This is a genomic window from Dryocola baronae, assembly GCF_051297175.1.
Lineage (GTDB): Bacteria > Pseudomonadota > Gammaproteobacteria > Enterobacterales > Enterobacteriaceae > Dryocola.
This window is the reverse complement of the sequence record NZ_JBINNY010000001.1, coordinates 2,981,697-2,999,057: the sequence shown is the minus strand read 5'-3', so window position 1 is coordinate 2,999,057 and position 17,361 is coordinate 2,981,697. Positions and strand designations below refer to the sequence as shown.

Below are 17,361 nucleotides of genomic sequence, written 5' to 3'. Positions count from 1 at the left end.
CTTCATCAGCCCGCCAGATCCAGGTACTGCATGACCAGCCCTTTGGAAAGCAGCGTCCAGCCGTCCAGCGCCACAAACAGAATCAGCTTTACCGGCACCGAGATGGTTATCGGGCTCATCATCATCATGCCCAGCGCCAGCAGAATGCTGGAGATCACTAAATCCACCACCACAAAGGGCAGGTAAAGATAGAAGCCAATCTTGAACGCGCTCTGGATTTCACTCAGCGCGTAGGCGGGTAAGAGGGCAAAAAGGGAAGGGGTGTCGTCGGCGGCGGCCCTGGCCTGCTCGTCGTTAGGCTCGCCGTGGTTCCTGCGCTGCACCTGCTCAAAAAAATTCACCAGCTCCGGTGCCGAATACTTTGTCAGGTAGTCGCGGTAGCTTCCCAGGCCCTCGTCCAGAAACTGATTTAACGAGGCGGCGTCCTTGAAGTCGACCTGCTCCTCCTCGAAGTAGCGGTAGGTTTCCAACACCACCGGCTGAAGGACGAAGAGCGAAAGCAGCAGCGCGATGCCGTTAAGCGTCATATTTGACGGCACCTGCTGTAGCCCGAGCGCGTTACGCACCATCACAAAGACGATGGAAAACTTGATAAAACAGGTGCCTGACGCCACCAGAAAGGGCAGCAGCGTGGAAAACGCCAGCAGCGCAATCAGCGAAATATCATTGTTCATGATCGTTTGCGCCCAGCCATTCGCTCACTTCTACGCCGAGGCGATTGTCGACCTGCACAAGCTCGCCCCTGCCGAGCAGCGCGCCGTTGGCACGGATCTCGACGTGCTTCTCAGCGTCGGCAGGCAAAGGCAGCACCTGCCCCTGGGACAGCGCCTGCAGTTCGCTCAATGACACCCTGCTATGGTGCAGCACAAACTCCAGCGTAACGGGCAAATTGCCCAGCCCCTGGCTGACGCTGCTCTCTTCCTGGCCTTGATGCGTGACGTTAAAATTTTCCATAACAATTCCTCCCTGAATCTGTTGAAAGTTGCCCAGCGCGGCGCGGTTGCAGCGTGCCAGGTTCAGCGTTTTTTGAATCAGCAGTACGTCGCCCGGCCGTATTTGATTGAGCCGTAAAAGCCGGATCGTGCTTTCGCCCATAACAAGGCTCAGCGGCCAGCGCAGGCGGGGAAACTGCCGTGTTGCGGTGGCGGGTGAAAGGGGAACCCGCTCGAGCCACAGCTGCACTTCATCGTTTGCGATGTGCAGCAGCCTGTGAGCGGGAAGTTCGCCACCGGTGACCGGCTCGCAGATGCGTAGACTCCGATAGGCCAGCTCCGGAACGGGCAGCGAAAATGGCTGCTCCACGGCGGCGAGCCACGGAACGATAAGCTTTTGCGCATGGGCCGAGGTTGCCAGGGCGGCAAGCTCCGGAACCGTGCGCGCAAGCCAGTCATGCAGCGGCAGCCAGCCTTGCCAGGCCTGGGCTTCATCGCCGATCGGCAGCCACCAGCCGTGCGTCGGCGGAGTAGACAGGCTGCAGGCCCAACCCTGCGTCTGCCAGCGTTCGGCGGCCTGGGACAGGATGCGGATTCTTTCGTCTATCTGGCGCAGGGCTAGCATTATTTATTCTCCTCGGACTCGTCTTCGGACTGCTGTTCGGCATGTCCATCAGCGGGCAAAGCCCAGCGCTGCGGGTGGCCCGCATGCCACTGCTCGGCTAGCCGCTGGGCCACCAGAACGTCGGACGGCTGCAGGAGCAGCTGGCCGTCCGGCTGGTTTTGTATCGTCACCGCGTGCTCTTTTCCCCAGCGCTGAAAGCGATAGGTCAGGAACGGCGAATCGCTTTGCGGCGCCTGCGCCTGCGGCGTATCTGTTCGAGGCGCGGGAGCCGTCGCGCTATCGGCAATGTGGTGGCGAGCCGGGGCCGTCGCGACGTTCTGTACTGGCGCCGCACTCACCGGCATTCCCCCGGTTTCAGACAAGGCGGGGGCAGCCGTTGGCGTATGGCGCACCGTATCTGGGGTGAGGTTTGCCGATGAAACCTCCGCCTGAGCGACGGTTACCAATACCTCGGGCAGCGCGGCGGGCGTTGAACGACCTGCCGTTGCGAGCCTGTTCCCCTGCGGCAGCGGGTCTGCCGCTGCCTTTGTCTCCGCTGGGGAAGACGCAGCGGAAGCGGGCTGCAGCGCGGGGCGTGGTTTTGCGGTAGGCGGTACGCTGCCCCTTTTTACGCTGTTTCCCGGGCGCTTTACGGACGGCGGAACGCTCGCGGTTTCTACTTCGCGCGCGCGGGCTCCCCCCTGCCGGGCGCTGATGGATAAGCGCCGCGGGGATAATTCGTTGACGGAAAGGGTTGGGCAATAGAGTGGGGCTATTGCGCCTTCCGCAGGCTCTTTTTCGAAGACGGGATCTTTTGCAATCGCCCTATCTTCAGGCTCATTTTCGGCAATGCCCATCTTGATGCGGAGTTTTTTCAGCACCGCTTTGAGTTCGTCATCATCGTCAAGCTGCGCGATCGCCTTCAAACCCGAGGTGCCGTTTCTGCTTATTTTTTCCATAAAATTGACTCTTCCTGTTCCATTTCATCCTGGATGAGATGGCGTAACGCGCTTTGTCGGCGCAGCAGATTCGCCCTGCGCTGATATTTCTCTTCCTGGCGAAACCACCGATTGCGCTGCTGCTGCACCGCGTGATGCTGCGTGACCAGCTGCTGGCGTTTCTCCTCCAGCAGCGCGGCCTGGAGTTTAATCTGCTGTAGCTGGTGCCACCCCAGCGCCTGCTTTTGCAACAGGCGAAACAGCTGGCCGTGGCTAAGGGTCGCCGACTGGCTTAGCTGGGCCTGCGCCATCTGTTGCAGCCCTTTGATTTGAATCGCCAGCGCCTGCTTCTGCGCGTCGAGATCGTCAGTCTGCCGCGCCAGCTGTACCAGCTCCGCCTCGCAGCGCGTGAGCCTCGATCGGCAGCGGCTAATCAGCATGTTTAGCTCAGCCCGTAACGTCATACATTCCCTGCAGCGTCTGGGGGATAGCAGAATGCTCGGCTATCGACTGTTGCAGCCATTTTTGCAGACGTCCTTTCGCCTGGATGGCCCGGTCGTTATCCGCATTTTCCCCCGGCCGGTATTCACCCATGTCGATAAACACCTGAAGCTCTTCAAGGCGCGTCATCAGCCTGCGGATGGCGTTGGCCTGCTTCTGCTGGTCCGGGCCGGTTACCCTGTCGGCCACGCGGCTGACGCTGCGCAGCACGTCAATCGCCGGGTAGTGCCCCTGGCCCGCCAGCCTGCGGCTCAAATAAATATGGCCGTCGAGAATGGAGCGAATTTCATCCGCCATCGGGTCCGGCTCGTCGTCACTCTCCAGCAGGATGGTGTAAAAGGCGGTAATGCTGCCCTCCGCCGTTACGCCGGGCCGCTCCAGCAGCCGGGGCAGAGCATCAAATACCGACGCCGGGTAGCCGCGCCTTGCCGGTGATTCACCCGCCGCAAGGGCGACATCGCGCAGCGCGCGGGTATAGCGGGTCATGGAATCGAGGAATAAAAGGACGTGCTTGCCCTGTTCCCGAAAATATTCCGCAACGGTGGTGGCGAGCAGCGCCGCGTTGCAGCGGTCAAGAGATGAAAAGTCCGAGGTGGCAAAAACCAGCACCGTGCGCTCGCGCTTTGAGGAAGCGCGCAGCATTTCGACCATCTCGGTGACTTCACGTCCGCGCTCGCCGATAAGCCCGATCACGAAAACATCGGCGGCGCTTTGTTCAATCAGCATCTCCAGCAGCTTGGTTTTACCGCAGCCTGCGGAGGCAAAAATGCCGATACGCTGGCCGATACCGCAGGTCAGCAGGCCGTCAATTGCGCGTATGCCGGTGATGAACGGCTCTTTAACGCCGACGCGGCGGGAATACATCGGCGGATCGGCGTCAATATTGCGCTCTTCATGGGCGCATTGCGGGGCGGGCGCAAACCGTTCGACGATCTGCCCGGACGGGTCCAGCACCGCGCCCAGGGCGTCCTGACCCATCCTTGTAGAAAGCAGCCGCCCGGTTGGGGCCAGCACCGTGTCGAGCGTTAGCCCCCGGGCGTTGCCGATCAGGCTCAGCACCACGCGGTCGCGGTAGAGGCCGATCACCTGGGCACGGGCGACTAGCGTCCCGTCCTGCCAGTTCCGGCGCAGGTCGCAAAGTTCGCCAATCGCTACGCCGGGCAATCTGGCCTCAACGATGGGGCCAGAAATGCGCAGCGGATGCGCCATATTGCGCAGCAGCCGCAGGGTTTTCATCGTTCGGCCAGGTTGAGAAAACGCTTAAATTCGTTGAAGAAGCCGTCGAGAACCTGGGCGAAAGACCGGCCGTGGCTCAGGAAGTCCGGGTGCACCAGCGCCGTTAGCGCCAGGCTTTCACCGCGACGCGTCAGATATAGCTGCCCGCCGCGAACGCCCTGGCAGCCTTCAAGCATTGCCAGCAGCAGCTCGGCTCCGCGGTAGTTAACGTAGCTCTCGCTGTATTCGTTCAGGTGCGACCACACGCAGACGTCGCCGTTTTCCACGCTGATGTTGATGCTGGGCATATCCTGTAGCTTAAGCTCGATATAACCCTGCTCATCGAGCGGGCCGAGATCCGCTTCGTGGTAGCCTGCCTCTTGCAGAGCGGCGGTGAGAAGGGCGGTAATATCCTGATTTTTATACATGCGCTTAGTCCTTTGCTGGCCGGGGTTAAATGGTCCGGATTATCTTGATGGCGACGCTTTCGTTTATCTCCCCATAGGAGATAACTTCCAGCTCCTTAAAACGCGTCTCGATGAGTTTTTTAATAAAGCGACGAATATCGACGGAGGTGAGCAGCACCATGTCTTTGTGATCCACGCTCAGATCGTCAAGCGCTAAAGCAAAGCGGTCCATCAGCTCGTCCGAGTCCATCGGGTCGAGATTCAGGAAGGTGCCTGCCGATGTCTGGCGCACGCCCTGACGCACTTTGTCTTCAACCTCTTCTGAAATCATCACCGCCCGCAGCTCGCCGTTGTGCGCGAACTTGTGGCAGATGTAGCGGGCCATTGCCCCGCGTACGTGTTCAACAAGGCCAATAATGTCTTTCTCGCGCGGCGCCCACAGCGCGAGGGTTTCCATAATTAGCTTCATGTTGCGCACCGAAATGCGCTCGACGAGCAGGCGCTGAATAACCTCAGCGATTCGCTGAACCGTGGCGTAGCGCAGCACTTCCTTGAGCAGGTCCGGATACTTGCTCTCCAGCTGGTCGAGCATTTCTTTTGTTTCCTGAATGCCGAAGTATTCGGTCACATGGCGCGAGAGCTGGGCGGCCAGCATCTGGTAAAGCTCATCCAGCGCGGGTCGTACCTGGTAGTTAAGGCTCAGGAGCACGTCGCGTTCGGCCGGGGTGATCCACGCCGCTCGTGTGTTGGCGTTTTGGCTAAAGAGAGGCTCAATGCCGAGGGCTGCGGCCTCTTCGCCGTAGTTAATGACTCGCAGGCGATCGAAGTAGATCTCAAACTTGTCGGCAAAGATTTCGTTGATCAGCAGGACGACGCAGTTCTCGCCGTAGTTGTCCGTTTCGCGCACCATCAGGTTGGGCAAGCGCACGCCGTAGTCGATGAAATACTGGCTGCACAGCCGCTCGGCGATGCGCATCTTTTCCAGCTCGGCACAGCGCGACCGGGGAACGAGCAGGATCAGCGGGACGGTTTCCGTCGCCACGCTGCCGAGGTTATTGATCAGACCAAGCGAGCTTTCATCGCCCGTTGCTGACTTCTGGGCCGTTTTTTCTGCCCTGCGACCCTCTTTTTTAGGCTGGCTCGTGGCGCGGTATTTGAACCAGGAAAGTACGCCGAGCGCGACGGACAGCGTCAAAAACACCAGGAACGGGAAGCCGGGCAGGGTGCCGATCGCCAGCGCAACCAGGGTGGTCACGATCAGCACGAACCGGTTACCCAGCAGCTGCTGCATGATGGTACGCCCCATATTGTCGCTGTCGCCGTTGACCCTGGTGACGATAAAACCGGCGCTGATGGCGATCAGCAGGGCGGGGATCTGCGCGACCAGCCCGTCGCCGATAGTGAGCATGGTATAGGTGGACAGGGCGGTGGAGATATCCATGCCGTGCTGGGTGGTGCCAACGGCAAGGCCGCCGAGGAAGTTAACAAAAATAATGATGATGCCGGCGATGGCGTCGCCCTTGATGAACTTCATCGCGCCGTCGAAAGAGCCGTACAGCTGGCTTTCTCGCTCAAGGATGCTGCGGCGGCTGCGCGCGCCGTCGGCGTCAATAATGCCTGCCTTCAGATCCGCGTCGATACTCATCTGTTTGCCGGGCATACCGTCGAGGGAAAAACGGGCGGCAACTTCCGCCACGCGTTCGGAGCCTTTGGTTATGACAATAAACTGCACCACGGTCACGATAGAAAAGACCACAAACCCCACCGCCAGGCTTTCCCCAATGACAAACTCGCCGAAGGTTCGGATGATTTCACCGGCATCGGCCTCAATCAAAATGAGGCGGCTGGTGCTGATGGACAGCGCCAGGCGAAACAGCGTGGTGATCAGCAGCACCGCGGGGAATGAGGAAAAGCTCAGGATGCGATCGATATAGAACGATCCCATAAACACCAGGATCGCAATCACGATGTTCAGGCCGATGAGAAAGTCGACGATCCACGTGGGCAGTGGAATGACGAGCATCGCAATGATGGTCATCATCAGTAAAAGAATCAGCAATTCCGGGCGCGCACGCACGCTGCCGAGCAGGTTAGTTAACATAGTTGGTCATTCCGTTGCGCGGCGCTGGTGGAAAGTTCGTTCATCTCGTGACGGCGCTCATGGCGTTCGTTCTGCCAGTTTTCACCCAGCAGCTGACGAAGAGCGTCCAGCAGCGCGTGTTGCTGATGTTCTTCCTGAAAAAGCTGGTCAGGCAGGGCCTGAAAGGCGCGAAAAATGCCCTGCAACAGGCTGCCCCGCTGGCGTGAGTTTTCTAATGGCGTCTGCTCTATAAGCTCGCCCAGCGCGGCTTCCACCGTTTCGGGCTGCTGTAAGACGCCAACTAACAGCGTGAGCCAGTCGGCCTCGCTTACGTTCATCGCCAGGTGTCGGGAAAGGATGCCAAGCCTGTCAATAAACAGGATATCGGCCGAGCGCAGCAGCTTCAGTTCGCCGAGCCGCCCCAGCAGGTAGCCGAACTCCGGATGAGAGCAGCTGGGGTCGAGCGAATGGATATCGGCCATCACCGAGCTTTCGATAAAATCGAGCACCAGGGCGCGGCGGCCGTGGCCGAAGCTGCCGATCCAGTCGGCGTAGTTTTCGACAGGCGGTGCTTCGCTCTGCACGAACTGGCGATAGCAGGCGCGCAGCAGCCCAGGAGAAACCTCCAGCGCTTTTCCAAAAAGCCGTGCCTTAAGGGCGCAGTTGATCCCAGCCCTTAGCGGCTTTGGGTCGGCCTGCTGTTCTACCTGCTGAAGAAGCCCTTCGAGCGAGCCGCGCAGCGTTTCGTCTAGGGCAGGCTGCTTAAGCAGCTGGCGCAGCACCAGCACCAAATCGCTGTCGTCCGTGAAATACCGGCGCAGCTCATGTAGCAATGCCTGGCTGCTGATACCCGCAGTTTTAAGCAACTTAAGGATTTGCTCGACTTTGGGCACCACGTCTTCGTCCAGCACGCGGCCGTATTCATCGGCCTGAACGTTACCCTTCAGATCGTACTTTTGACGCTGGCGAAACTGCGACTGTAGCGCCGACATTTCATCGCTGGATTCGACAAAACGCCTCAGCCCGGCGGCAGGGGACGCGTCGTAATCCTCGGCTGCCTGCTGTGCCTCCTGCTGCGAAGCCTTGTTTTGCCTGGGCTGTTCATCCGTTCGCGGGCTGGCCGTTCTGTGGCCCGGCATGGCAACATTACCGACCACTTTCACGCCCTTTACGCGGAGTGTCCAGGTAGCTGCGCACCCATTTTTGCAGAGAATCTTCGTCAATCCCGCTGCGCTGCGCGACCGTAGCGGCAATATCGCTCGCCTGCGTCGGCAGTGGGTCGACTATTTCGCGCGGCTGGATGAGAAAGACCCGTACCGTATTGCTTTGGCCCTTGCTGCTGCTGCTAAACAGGCTCCCAATTAGCGGAATACTGCCGAGGAGCGGCACTTTGCTGTTGTCCTGGGTCATGGAATCCCTGGTGTATCCGCCCAGCAAAAGGCTTTTGCCCTGAGGCACGCGAGCAATGGTGCTGATCCGCGTACGGCCCACTTCGGGCAGCGAGCCCTGCGTGGTGGTGTCGCTATCGGTCGCCGGCACCTCGCGGCCGTCCTCAATGTTGAGCGTCATTTCTATTTGCCCGTCGCCGGAGAAGCGGGGCAGCACGCTGATTAAGGTGCCGTAGGTGACATGCTCCAGGTTGGCATAGCGCTCGCCCACAAGGCGCGCGTAAAAGGTTCTGTTGTTGTCAAAAATGGCCGGGATGTTCTCCTGCGTCAGCACGATGGGACGCGAAATGACCGTCGCCTGCTGCTTTTGCTCCAGCGCATGAATGGAGGCAATAAAACGGGTGCCGTCCAGCGTACTCATACCGGTGGTCTGGTTCAGGGAAATCCCCAGCGAGTTACCCACCGAGATGCTGCCGCTCCAGTTGGTGCCCAACTGCTCCAAATCTTCTTTGCTGAGGTCAATGATCCACAGCGATAGCTCGATATGGCGTTTGGTTGTATCGAGGGCGGTGACGAGATTCTCGATAAAGCGCACCTGTTCGCCGGTGCCCTTGACCAAAAGACTGTTGGTATTCGGGTAAGCAATAACTTTGATATCGCTCGTCTCCCCCGCCGCAGGCAGATCCGCCATGGCTATGCCGACATCGGGTAGCTGAAAGGATTTGTCCTCATCGGCCAGAAAGTCGGGCGGGGCGTTAACCGGCTCGTTTGGCGATGGCGCTGCGCCTTCCGGGGCCGCGGCGGTACTTTGGCGATCGGAAAGCAGGTTTTCGATTACGGTGGCGATACCGGGGATGACGATTTTTTGGTCGCGTAATTCATAGTCGCGGTCGGTCACAAAGGTATTTTTCAGCGGAATAATGGCGATTTTTTGCAGGCCCAGAGCGATGCCTTCATTACGCTGATCCATAAGCTTTGCGGCCTTCGTCACCAGATCGATAAAGATCGGCGGCCCGGAGACGTAAAACGTGTCGCTGCGGCCGTCTTCGCGAAGCGGGAAGCGTTTATCAGCAAGCCCGGAGCGCTGCAAGAATTCGTTGAACTCGCGCAGGGTGACGTTTCTTAGCGATACCACCGTGCTGCGCGTTTCGCTCGCGTCGTAGAGGTAAATCATCTGGCCGTCGTCGTACCAGATAAGCCCCAGCTGAAGCGAGAGCTTGTTCAATAACTGCTGAGGATGGGCAAAGGAAAACGTTCCGCTGATCTGTTTCCGGGCGGCCTGCTTGCTCACGATAATGTTTTTGTCCATCTGCGCGGCGACGGCGCTGAAAAAGCTGCGCACGTTTTCCTTGTCGGCAACATAGCCGCTGCCCGCCGCGCCGTTCACTTCCGCTGCCCGGCATGAAAATGCCAGCAGGATCGAGAGTGCCAGCAGCCAGATATTTTTCCCTGTCTGACTCATTTGTTCGCCAACCGAATAATATTAGAGAGATCGCGAGGAGAGGTTCCTAGCAGTTCTTTGATTTCATTTGAAAAATGTGCGGAAGATGCGTAGCCATGCTTGATGGCGACATGGGTCAAATTATGCTCCCGGTCGGTCATTTCCAGCACGGATCGAGCCATTCTCCAGACGCGCATTTCCATTTTTGCCGAGCTGCCGAGCGCCTGTTGGCACAGGCGGCGAAAGTGCGAATAGGAAACGCCGTAGCGTTCGCCCAACACCAGCAGCGTGTTGCCATGAACGGACTGAGCCAGCAGAAAGCGAACCAGGCAGTAGCTTTCCGTTTGGCGCAGCAGGGCAATTAGCGGCTCGATGAGCGCAGAGGGATTGAGTATTTGCAGTAAGAACCAGTATTCACAGCGGCGGAGATCCTGCCAGATCTTGAGATCGTGCGGCGGCATCTGCGCCCAGTGCGGTACGGCCGCCGATGGAACCAGCGTGTCGCGGGCTTCATCCGCAAAGGCGAGCAGCTTGCTTAATATACTCAGGCGCAGGGGGCGAACCGTCAGCTGTCCTTGCAGCACCCGGACATCGACGCGGTTAAGCAGCAGGAGCTGATTTTCAGCAGCTTCCCACAGGGCGGTGTCGCGGTCCCATTTCATTTCGAGCCGTAAGGATGTGCCGGGTTTGATTTTTATCAGCCAGGCTTCTTGAGCCAGCACCGTTCGTTTATCCCCTGTCCTTAGGGTAAACGGCCAGCTAAGCATGCGGTTTTCGGTCATAGGTTTTGCGTCAGCTCCTTTCCTGGAAAGCTAACTGTTCCACCTAAGACGCAAAGAATCCTGATGTAATTCTAATGGGAAAGCCGAGGATTTTTCTTCCTCGGCTTAAAAAAGCGCCCCCTTCGCGTTGGCTATCTCGCGAAGGACGGCGCCGTTAGCGGGTGAAGGGTAATTTTTCTTTGCCGGGGAAGGCGGCCTTTTGTTCCTGCCATAATGGGAAATAATTTTCCGCAAGGCGATTAAATTCGCCCATCGCCGCATCAAAACTGCGCTGCCCGTTTGCGTACCCCTGCATGGTCGAGAAGAACGTTACTCCGTCATCATCCAGCTTTTTCAGGAAATACTCTGCCTCGTGTTTTACGCGGCTGTCCGGGTTGGCCATCTCCTTAAACATCTCTTTTAGCGCAGGGCGTTGTTTGTCGCTTATTTGCGTCCATCGCTCTGATTCATCGACGTTTTTAGTGTGCATAAAGTGCATCATCGGGGCCGTCATGCTGTTGCTCCCCCATCGTTCATAGGGCACATACGTTGTCTCGGTACCGCCTGAGATACCCAGCTCAAGCGATACCCCCGGCTGCACCGGCACGCCGGTAGAGGCCTCTACGCCCAGGTTGCCGATGACTTTCATGCGGGTGAGCTGCAGGTTGAAGCCCTGGGCCTCCTCGGGGAAGTCGCTCTGCTGCTGATAGTCTGGCTGGTAAAAGCGAAACTGCAGCTTCACCGTACCGTCTACGTTGGCACCTATTGAACCTTCCAGGCCGGCGAGCGCGGCAGGAATTTCGGCGGCTAACCCCATCGGCGTCAGCTGTTTGAGCAGGGAATCCTTCAACGCGTCCATCGACGCCGCGTAGCCCAGGTTGCCTTTGAGGCTCACCACCACATCCCGGTAGTGTCCTGCCCGGAAGGGGTTAGCGTTTTCACGCTGGCGGTCGAGCAGGCTGGCTTCGGCCTTCAGGCCCAAACTGCCCAGACTGCCGCCGATATCAAGCGCCACGCTCTTGTCGCGGACCACGAGGGTCGTCATGTCCGTAAAGCTGGTGGCTTCCGCGAGCTTTTGATTGTTGTGGCGAATCGGCGGGTTCTGCAGAGCATCAGCCAGACTGTCCGCGAATTGCAGCAGGTTTTGCTTATCTATCTGAACGTTGGCCGCCGCGCTGCCAGCTTCGCTTCCTGAAACGGCCTGCGAGAGAACGGCGTGGGCAAAGATCATGTTACCGATGGCTTCTTCACGGCTGCGGCCCTGCCAGCTGGCAAGCAGCGAGTTTTCGACCTTTTTGCCGCCTAAATGGCGCCCGACGCCGGTATCCCTTTGCTGCGCTATCGCGCACAGGTGAGAGTACTCATCGCTGAGGCTCTCCAGGCCCTGTTTAAGCGTGGCGAGATCGCTGCCGCGCAGGCTTTCAAGCGACGAGGCACCGCTCAGGCGGCTCAGCGGGCTTTTATCGCTGTTGGAGCCAAAGAGTTTTTCGGCTTTGCTGTCCAGCGCGCCCTGCCGCTGCTTCATTACCGGCGTTTGCTCGCTGGCGGACGGCATGCTCTGTAGCTCTTGCCAAAACGGCTTGAGCTGTGGGATGAGAATGGTCATTTTTTCTGCGGTTGCCGTCACCCCGACCCCCACGCTCGCCGCCTCGGCGCGTGCCACGAGGTCGCCGGTCTTGATTTTCAGGACCGAAGGCGGTTCGAAACGCGGAGTGCTGTTCGGCAGCGAGGCCGACTGGTTTGCCTGACCGAGCCAGCCCAGCAGCACGCCAAGCCGCTGCTGCTGATCCGAGGCCTGCTGCTGAAGGTCTTTAAAGTGCTGTAGTTCGTTACCGTGCCCAGGGCTCATGTGGCGGATAAGAGAGCCGACGATGGTGCGGGACGTGGTTTGCAGTGTGTCGCGGCGCGAGGCGTGGCCCAGTTTTTCGACGTTGGCCGTGACGTAAGCTTTGGCGCTGTTATACCCCACGGAGTCAATATGCTGGTAAGTCCCCGTTGCCGTACCGCTCAGCGAGGCGACGCCCACGCCGCCTTTGACGCCCAGTTCCGAGGTGACCTTGCGGCCCTTGTTGCGGTATACGCCGCCTTCATCATCGTTATCGACGGATTTGAGCCAGCTCAAACCGACGTTAAACGTCGCCTTAGCGCCGGTGTTGGCCTGAGACAGTCCCACGCCCGAGCCTACCGAAAACCCGATGTTCGTTTCCTGCGCGCTGCCCGGCTGGTTGAAACGTTCGAACTGCGGCAATAGCTGGTCGGCAACCTCGGCGCGAGCAAGCTGCGCCCAGGCCGCCTGGCTCATTACCGCCAGCCGCTGGCTGAGCTCTTTTAGCGGGCTACCGTCCGGCAGCCGGTCGGCAAGTTTTTCCAGCTTCAGGGAACAAAGCGCGCATTCTTTAGTGTCCAGGTGCGTCAGCCCATCCGCGTTGTTTTCAAGCTTTCGGCACAGGTTTTCCAGGATGGCGATCGACTTTGGCATTACCGGCAGGTTGAAGGAGCTGGAATTTAGCGAACGCATCCATGAAAAGGACTTAGCGCGGTCTGGCTCAAGCTGGCGATAGGCTTCTTGTTTCATCAAACCCAGGGTCTGTAGCAGCCCTTCGCGCTGTAGCTGCATGTTATTACTGAGCAGCGAAACCGGCTCTTTTGCAGAAGTCAAAGCGGGTGACGACGTATGTTTTTGTATGCCCGTCAGCGCGTTAGCAAGCCCCGATGTTTGCCTGGCCGTTGTTTCAGGCAGCGAGCGCATGTGTAATAAAAGTGCAGATTGGCTGGCGGCAGCATTGGTTTTCACTTTATCTTCCCTTAATCCATTCGGGTCATTCGACGTTTCTCACGCGTTATTTGGAGATTCACCGCGTGAGAGCATTACCGGCGCAGGGGGAAATGTAGCGCCCGGTAAAATAATTGCCGCTAACCTAGCAGTATATTTGCGCGGAAACTTGCAGGAATTAGCCTTTTCAGGCCAGGGAAGGAAGATAAAAAAAGGCTTCGAAGGAAGCCTTTTGGAAAGTTGCTGCGGCTTAGCGTCCGGCCCTCAGCTTCTGATAATAGGACTCGTAGATCGCGCTGGCGTCGCCGACGTCGTTTTGCCACTCGCCGTTTTTCAGTACGGACTCGTCCGGGTAGAGCGTTTTATCGTCCGCGACCTCTTTTGGCAGCAGCTTGCGGGCCGCAAGGTTTGGCGTCGGGTAGCCGATGGTTTCCGCGACCTGTTTCGCCACGTCCGGGCGCAGCAGGAAGTTAATCAGCTTAAGCGCACCGTCAACGTTCTTCGCGTTGGCGGGAATCGACAGGTTGTCCATCCAGAAGATGCCGCCTTCTTTCGGCCACACGATTTCGAGCGGTGTTCCGGCCTGTCTCGCGACGTACGCGGAGCCGTTCCACACCATGCCAAGATTCACTTCGCCTTCCATGTACGGGTTCGCCGGGTTATCCGAGTTGAACGCCGCGACGTTTGGCATCAGTTTTTGCAGCTCGTGATATGCCGCCTCGATTTCTTTCGGATCGGTGGTGTTGCCGGACAGGCCAAGCTTGCGCAGCGCCATCTGGAAGACTTCGCGCGCGTCGTCGGTGAGCAGCAGGCTTTGCTTGTACTCCGGCTTCCACAGGTCCGCCCAGCTGGTGATGGTTTTGGGATCGATTGCGTCGCTGTTAACGCCGATGGCGGTCGCGCCCCAGATGTACGGAATGGAGTAGTCGTTATTCGGGTCAAACGGCTTGTTCAGCATTTCCGGATCGAGGTTTTTGAAGTTGCTGAGCCTGCTTTTGTCGATCTTCTGGATCATGCCTTCTTTGCGCATTTTCGCCACAAAGTAGGTGGACGGCACGACCAGGTCGTAGGCTCCGTCCTTGTAGGTTTTGAGCTTGGCATACATGGTTTCATTCGACTCGTAGGTGGAATAGATAACCTTGATGCCGGTCTCTTTGGTGAACTGTTCAAGCAGGCCCGGCGGCACATACTCGGTCCAGTTGTAGAAGTAGAGCGTCTTGCTGTCGTCCGCGTGTGCGGCGCTGATGCCCAGCGCGAGCGCGCCCGCAGCAAGCAGGTGGCGTGACCATTGTTTCATTTTAACGTCCCCTGAATTTTCGTTTTATCACGAAGGATGAGCTGGCTGGCAAGCACCAGAACCAGCGACAGTACTAATAAAATGGTTGCCAGCGCGTTCACCTCGGGCGAAACGCCGACTTTGACCATCGAATAAATCTTCAACGGTAAAATTTCATAGCTCGGCCCCGTAACGAACGACGATACGACCACGTCGTCCATCGACAGGGTAAAGCTCAGCAGCCAGCCTGCGGCAACGGCGGGCATTGCCAGCGGCAGAATGATTTTGCGCAGGATAATCAGCTCGCTGGCCCCCAGGTCACGCGCCGCCTCCAGCATCTTCACGTCAAAGCCCTTCAGGCGAGAGTAGACGGTGACGACCACAAACGGCAGGCAGAACGTGATGTGTGAAAACAGCAGCGACCAGAAGCCGAGCGACACGCCCAGCAGCATAAACAGCACCAGCAGCGAAATCGCCATGACGATATCCGGTGACATCATCACCACAAACAGCATGCCGCTGACGAAGGGCTTGCCGCGAAAACGGTAACGGTAAAGCGCCACCGCCGTCAGCGAACCAATCAGCGTGGCGAAGGTGGCGGAAAACACCGCCATCGTCAGGGAGTGCTGCGCGGCCTGCAACAGGCTGTCGTTGTTCATCAGCAGGCTGTACCAGCTGGTGGTAAAGCCCTGCCAGTTAATGCCGAAGCGCGAGCTGTTAAACGAGTTGACGATCAATATGATTATCGGGATGTAAAGATACGCGTAGATGGCGGTCATAAAACCGCCGCGGAACAGGCGACCGATCATTCGAGTTCCACCTTTTTGTTGAGCAGGCGAGACGCGCGCCAGTAAATCAGCAGCATAAAGCCCATCACCAGCGTAAGCGTGATGCTGGTTGCCGCGCCAAACGGCCAGTCGCGGATGTTCAGGAACTGGCTTTTAATCACGTTGCCGATCAGCAGGTTTTTCGCGCCGCCCATCAGGTCGGAAACGTAAAACAGCCCCATCGCCGGCAGCATCACCAGCAGACAACCGGCAATGATGCCCGGCATGGTCAGCGGCAGGATGATGCGCACGAAGGTTTGCAGCCTGCTGGCCCCTAAGTCACGCGCGGCCTCCAGCAGCGGTTTATCGAGTTTTTCGATGCTGGAGTAGAGCGGCATCACCATAAACGGCAGCAGGATATAGACCAGGCCCAGGATCACCGCGCTTTCGGTGTACATAATGCGGATTGGGGTATCAATCACGCCAAGCCACAGCAGAAACGCGTTGAGAAAGCCCTTAGTGCTAAGGAAAATCTTCAGCCCGTAGATGCGGATCAGCGAGTTGGTCCAGAACGGGACGATGAGCAGAAACAGCAGCAGCGGGCGCACGCGTTCCGGCAGGCGGGCGAGGAACCAGGCAAACGGGTAGCCCAGCGCCAGGCAGGCGAGGGTGGCTATCAGCGCCATGTTGAGCGAATGCAGCAACACCTGGGCATACAGCGGGTCAGCCAGACGAGCGTAGTTGTCCAGCGTGAAGACCATGCTGACAAAGTTCGCGTCGTCGCGCGTAAGGAAGCTGGTGCCGATAATCATCAGGTTGGGCAGGAAGACAAACAGCACCAGCCAGCCCACGATGGTGGCAATTACCACATTCTGGAATTTACGCGAGCTCATCATCGGCCAGTACAACCTCCCAGCTTTCAACCCATGTCACGGCCATTTTCTGATCGAGCGAGTGATCGAAGTCCGGATCGTCTTCGTTAAAGAACTCGCTCACCATGACCATTTTGCCGTTTTCCAGCTCAACGCTTGATTCAAGCGTCATACCTTTATAGTTGCGCTCGCGCACGTAGCCCACCAGGCCGTCGACGTCGCTGGTGTCGTTGATTTCTTCAACGCGGAGATCTTCCGGGCGCAGCAGGACATTCAGCTTTTGCCCGGCAACCACCGGCAGCTCGGCAAAGATATGGCATTCGCGGCCCTCAACGTTTGCGCGCACGCGCTTTTCGTCGATACGTTCGATAACGGTGGCGTTGAAGATGTTGATTTCACCAATGAAGCTTGCGACGAACAGGTTTTTCGGCTCTTCATAGATTTCGCGCGGCGTGCCGTCCTGTTCTATACGGCCATCGCGCATGACCACGATGCGGTCAGACATGGTGAGCGCTTCTTCCTGATCGTGGGTGACGAATACGAAGGTGATGCCCAGCTTGCGCTGCAGCGCTTTCAGCTCGTTTTGCATCTGCTTGCGCAGCTTGTAATCGAGCGCGGAAAGGGATTCGTCGAGCAGGAGCAGACGCGGTTTATTGACCACCGCGCGGGCTATTGCAACGCGCTGCTGCTGGCCGCCGGAGAGCTGGTGAGGTTTGCGCTGGGAAAAGGCATCGAGCTGCACCATCTTTAGCGCTTCCGTCACGCGCGGGCCAATTTCGGCGGCTGGCGTTTTTTGCATCTTTAACCCAAACGCGACGTTTTCATAAACGGTCATGTGGGGGAAAAGAGCATAGCTCTGGAAGACGGTGTTGACGTGGCGATGCTCCGCCGGGACGTGAGTAATATCCTGGCTATCGAGGGAAATTATGCCGGTATCGACATTTTCCAGCCCGGCAATCAGGCGCAGAACGGTGGTTTTGCCGCAGCCGGAAGGGCCGAGCAGCGTCAGGAATTCACCATGATTGATGGTGAGTGAGAAATCGGAAATAACGGTTTTGCCATCAAAGCTTTTACCTACTCCCGCCAAATTAACCAGCGGTGAGCGCGAACGAAGCTGTGTTTTCAATTTTTTACGCTGTCCCATAAATAACGCATCAAATCACGCCTTGATGCGGGGTTTGTGAGTAACCACCTTGAGGTTTGGCACATTCAATAAGGGCTGGCATTCTACGGCAAAGTGCGAAAATCGCCAATCCTCGATATCCCGATGTGCCTGTATTTCAACTATGTTTAGGTTTGGAGCGAATCTTAAGGCGCATCATATAAAGAATAAGACTATTTTCACCCGTACCGGGCTAAAAGTGACCTGACGCAATATTTCACCTTTGCGGCTTATTGATAATGAC

15 protein-coding genes are annotated in these 17,361 nt (G+C 57.9%); all 15 read right to left on the bottom strand.

The features are described from left to right. Positions 1–5: 5 nt before the first annotated feature. The 15 genes from ACSPHG_RS14325 to potA all read right to left on the bottom strand — a co-directional run bounded on the left by ACSPHG_RS14325 (position 6) and on the right by potA (position 17,099). On the bottom strand, positions 6–674 hold the full coding sequence (locus ACSPHG_RS14325) for an EscR/YscR/HrcR family type III secretion system export apparatus protein (protein WP_435954187.1): 669 nt from the start codon (positions 672–674) through the stop codon (positions 6–8). Then, a complete protein-coding gene (locus ACSPHG_RS14320; RefSeq protein WP_435954186.1) occupies positions 664–1,557 on the bottom strand; it encodes a YscQ/HrcQ family type III secretion apparatus protein in 894 nt (297 codons plus the stop codon). The genes ACSPHG_RS14325 and ACSPHG_RS14320 overlap by 11 nt, the downstream gene beginning before the upstream one ends. Then, positions 1,557–2,495 (bottom strand): SpaN/EivJ family type III secretion system needle length determinant, encoded by a 939-nt coding sequence (locus ACSPHG_RS14315; RefSeq protein WP_435954185.1) that lies wholly within the window; start codon positions 2,493–2,495, stop codon positions 1,557–1,559. The genes ACSPHG_RS14320 and ACSPHG_RS14315 overlap by 1 nt, the downstream gene beginning before the upstream one ends. After that, the gene (locus tag ACSPHG_RS14310; RefSeq protein ID WP_435954184.1) at positions 2,483–2,938 is read right to left on the bottom strand and encodes a SpaM family type III secretion system protein; all 456 of its coding nucleotides are present in this window, start codon (positions 2,936–2,938) and stop codon (positions 2,483–2,485) included. Before ACSPHG_RS14310 ends, ACSPHG_RS14315 begins: the two co-directional genes overlap by 13 nt. Then, the gene (sctN, locus tag ACSPHG_RS14305; RefSeq protein ID WP_435954183.1) at positions 2,922–4,211 is read right to left on the bottom strand and encodes a type III secretion system ATPase SctN; all 1,290 of its coding nucleotides are present in this window, start codon (positions 4,209–4,211) and stop codon (positions 2,922–2,924) included. Before sctN ends, ACSPHG_RS14310 begins: the two co-directional genes overlap by 17 nt. After that, positions 4,208–4,618: an InvB/SpaK family type III secretion system chaperone gene (locus ACSPHG_RS14300; protein ID WP_435954182.1), complete on the bottom strand. Its 411-nt coding sequence runs from the start codon at positions 4,616–4,618 to the stop codon at positions 4,208–4,210. The genes sctN and ACSPHG_RS14300 overlap by 4 nt, the downstream gene beginning before the upstream one ends. A gap of 25 nt (positions 4,619–4,643) precedes the next feature. Continuing rightward, positions 4,644–6,698: an EscV/YscV/HrcV family type III secretion system export apparatus protein gene (locus ACSPHG_RS14295; RefSeq protein WP_435954181.1), complete on the bottom strand. Its 2,055-nt coding sequence runs from the start codon at positions 6,696–6,698 to the stop codon at positions 4,644–4,646. Beyond that, positions 6,692–7,834: a type III secretion system gatekeeper subunit SctW gene (gene sctW, locus ACSPHG_RS14290; RefSeq protein ID WP_435954180.1), complete on the bottom strand. Its 1,143-nt coding sequence runs from the start codon at positions 7,832–7,834 to the stop codon at positions 6,692–6,694. The genes ACSPHG_RS14295 and sctW overlap by 7 nt, the downstream gene beginning before the upstream one ends. Continuing rightward, positions 7,824–9,527: a type III secretion system outer membrane ring subunit SctC gene (gene sctC / locus ACSPHG_RS14285; RefSeq protein ID WP_435954179.1), complete on the bottom strand. Its 1,704-nt coding sequence runs from the start codon at positions 9,525–9,527 to the stop codon at positions 7,824–7,826. Before sctC ends, sctW begins: the two co-directional genes overlap by 11 nt. After that, the gene (gene invF / locus ACSPHG_RS14280) at positions 9,524–10,288 is read right to left on the bottom strand and encodes an AraC family transcriptional regulator InvF (protein WP_435954178.1); all 765 of its coding nucleotides are present in this window, start codon (positions 10,286–10,288) and stop codon (positions 9,524–9,526) included. The genes sctC and invF overlap by 4 nt, the downstream gene beginning before the upstream one ends. Before the next feature lie 154 nt (positions 10,289–10,442). Next, on the bottom strand, positions 10,443–13,061 hold the full coding sequence (locus ACSPHG_RS14275; protein WP_435954177.1) for a hypothetical protein: 2,619 nt from the start codon (positions 13,059–13,061) through the stop codon (positions 10,443–10,445). Between the two features lie 229 nt (positions 13,062–13,290). Then, complete coding sequence (gene potD, locus ACSPHG_RS14270; protein ID WP_435954176.1) at positions 13,291–14,337, bottom strand: spermidine/putrescine ABC transporter substrate-binding protein PotD; 1,047 nt, start codon at positions 14,335–14,337, stop codon at positions 13,291–13,293. Further along, positions 14,334–15,125, bottom strand: a complete 792-nt coding sequence (potC, locus tag ACSPHG_RS14265) for a spermidine/putrescine ABC transporter permease PotC (RefSeq protein ID WP_435954175.1) — start codon at positions 15,123–15,125, stop codon at positions 14,334–14,336. The genes potD and potC overlap by 4 nt, the downstream gene beginning before the upstream one ends. After that, positions 15,122–15,979: a spermidine/putrescine ABC transporter permease PotB gene (gene potB / locus ACSPHG_RS14260; protein ID WP_435954174.1), complete on the bottom strand. Its 858-nt coding sequence runs from the start codon at positions 15,977–15,979 to the stop codon at positions 15,122–15,124. Before potB ends, potC begins: the two co-directional genes overlap by 4 nt. After that, positions 15,963–17,099, bottom strand: a complete 1,137-nt coding sequence (potA, locus tag ACSPHG_RS14255; RefSeq protein WP_435954173.1) for a spermidine/putrescine ABC transporter ATP-binding protein PotA — start codon at positions 17,097–17,099, stop codon at positions 15,963–15,965. The genes potB and potA overlap by 17 nt, the downstream gene beginning before the upstream one ends. Between the last annotated feature and the right edge of the window lie 262 nt (positions 17,100–17,361).

Bases quoted from the DNA above. Each gene is read 5' to 3' on its own strand.
- ACSPHG_RS14325 (WP_435954187.1), bottom strand. From the start codon at position 674: ATGAACAATGATATTTCGCTGATTGCGCTGCTGGCGTTTTCCACGCTG.
- ACSPHG_RS14320 (WP_435954186.1), bottom strand. From the start codon at position 1,557: ATGCTAGCCCTGCGCCAGATAGACGAAAGAATCCGCATCCTGTCCCAG.
- ACSPHG_RS14315 (WP_435954185.1), bottom strand. From the start codon at position 2,495: ATGGAAAAAATAAGCAGAAACGGCACCTCGGGTTTGAAGGCGATCGCG.
- ACSPHG_RS14310 (WP_435954184.1), bottom strand. From the start codon at position 2,938: ATGACGTTACGGGCTGAGCTAAACATGCTGATTAGCCGCTGCCGATCG.
- sctN (WP_435954183.1), bottom strand. From the start codon at position 4,211: ATGAAAACCCTGCGGCTGCTGCGCAATATGGCGCATCCGCTGCGCATT.
- ACSPHG_RS14300 (WP_435954182.1), bottom strand. From the start codon at position 4,618: ATGTATAAAAATCAGGATATTACCGCCCTTCTCACCGCCGCTCTGCAA.
- ACSPHG_RS14295 (WP_435954181.1), bottom strand. From the start codon at position 6,698: ATGTTAACTAACCTGCTCGGCAGCGTGCGTGCGCGCCCGGAATTGCTG.
- sctC (WP_435954179.1), bottom strand. From the start codon at position 9,527: ATGAGTCAGACAGGGAAAAATATCTGGCTGCTGGCACTCTCGATCCTG.
- invF (WP_435954178.1), bottom strand. From the start codon at position 10,288: ATGACCGAAAACCGCATGCTTAGCTGGCCGTTTACCCTAAGGACAGGG.
- potD (WP_435954176.1), bottom strand. From the start codon at position 14,337: ATGAAACAATGGTCACGCCACCTGCTTGCTGCGGGCGCGCTCGCGCTG.
- potC (WP_435954175.1), bottom strand. From the start codon at position 15,125: ATGATCGGTCGCCTGTTCCGCGGCGGTTTTATGACCGCCATCTACGCG.
- potB (WP_435954174.1), bottom strand. From the start codon at position 15,979: ATGATGAGCTCGCGTAAATTCCAGAATGTGGTAATTGCCACCATCGTG.
- potA (WP_435954173.1), bottom strand. From the start codon at position 17,099: ATGGGACAGCGTAAAAAATTGAAAACACAGCTTCGTTCGCGCTCACCG.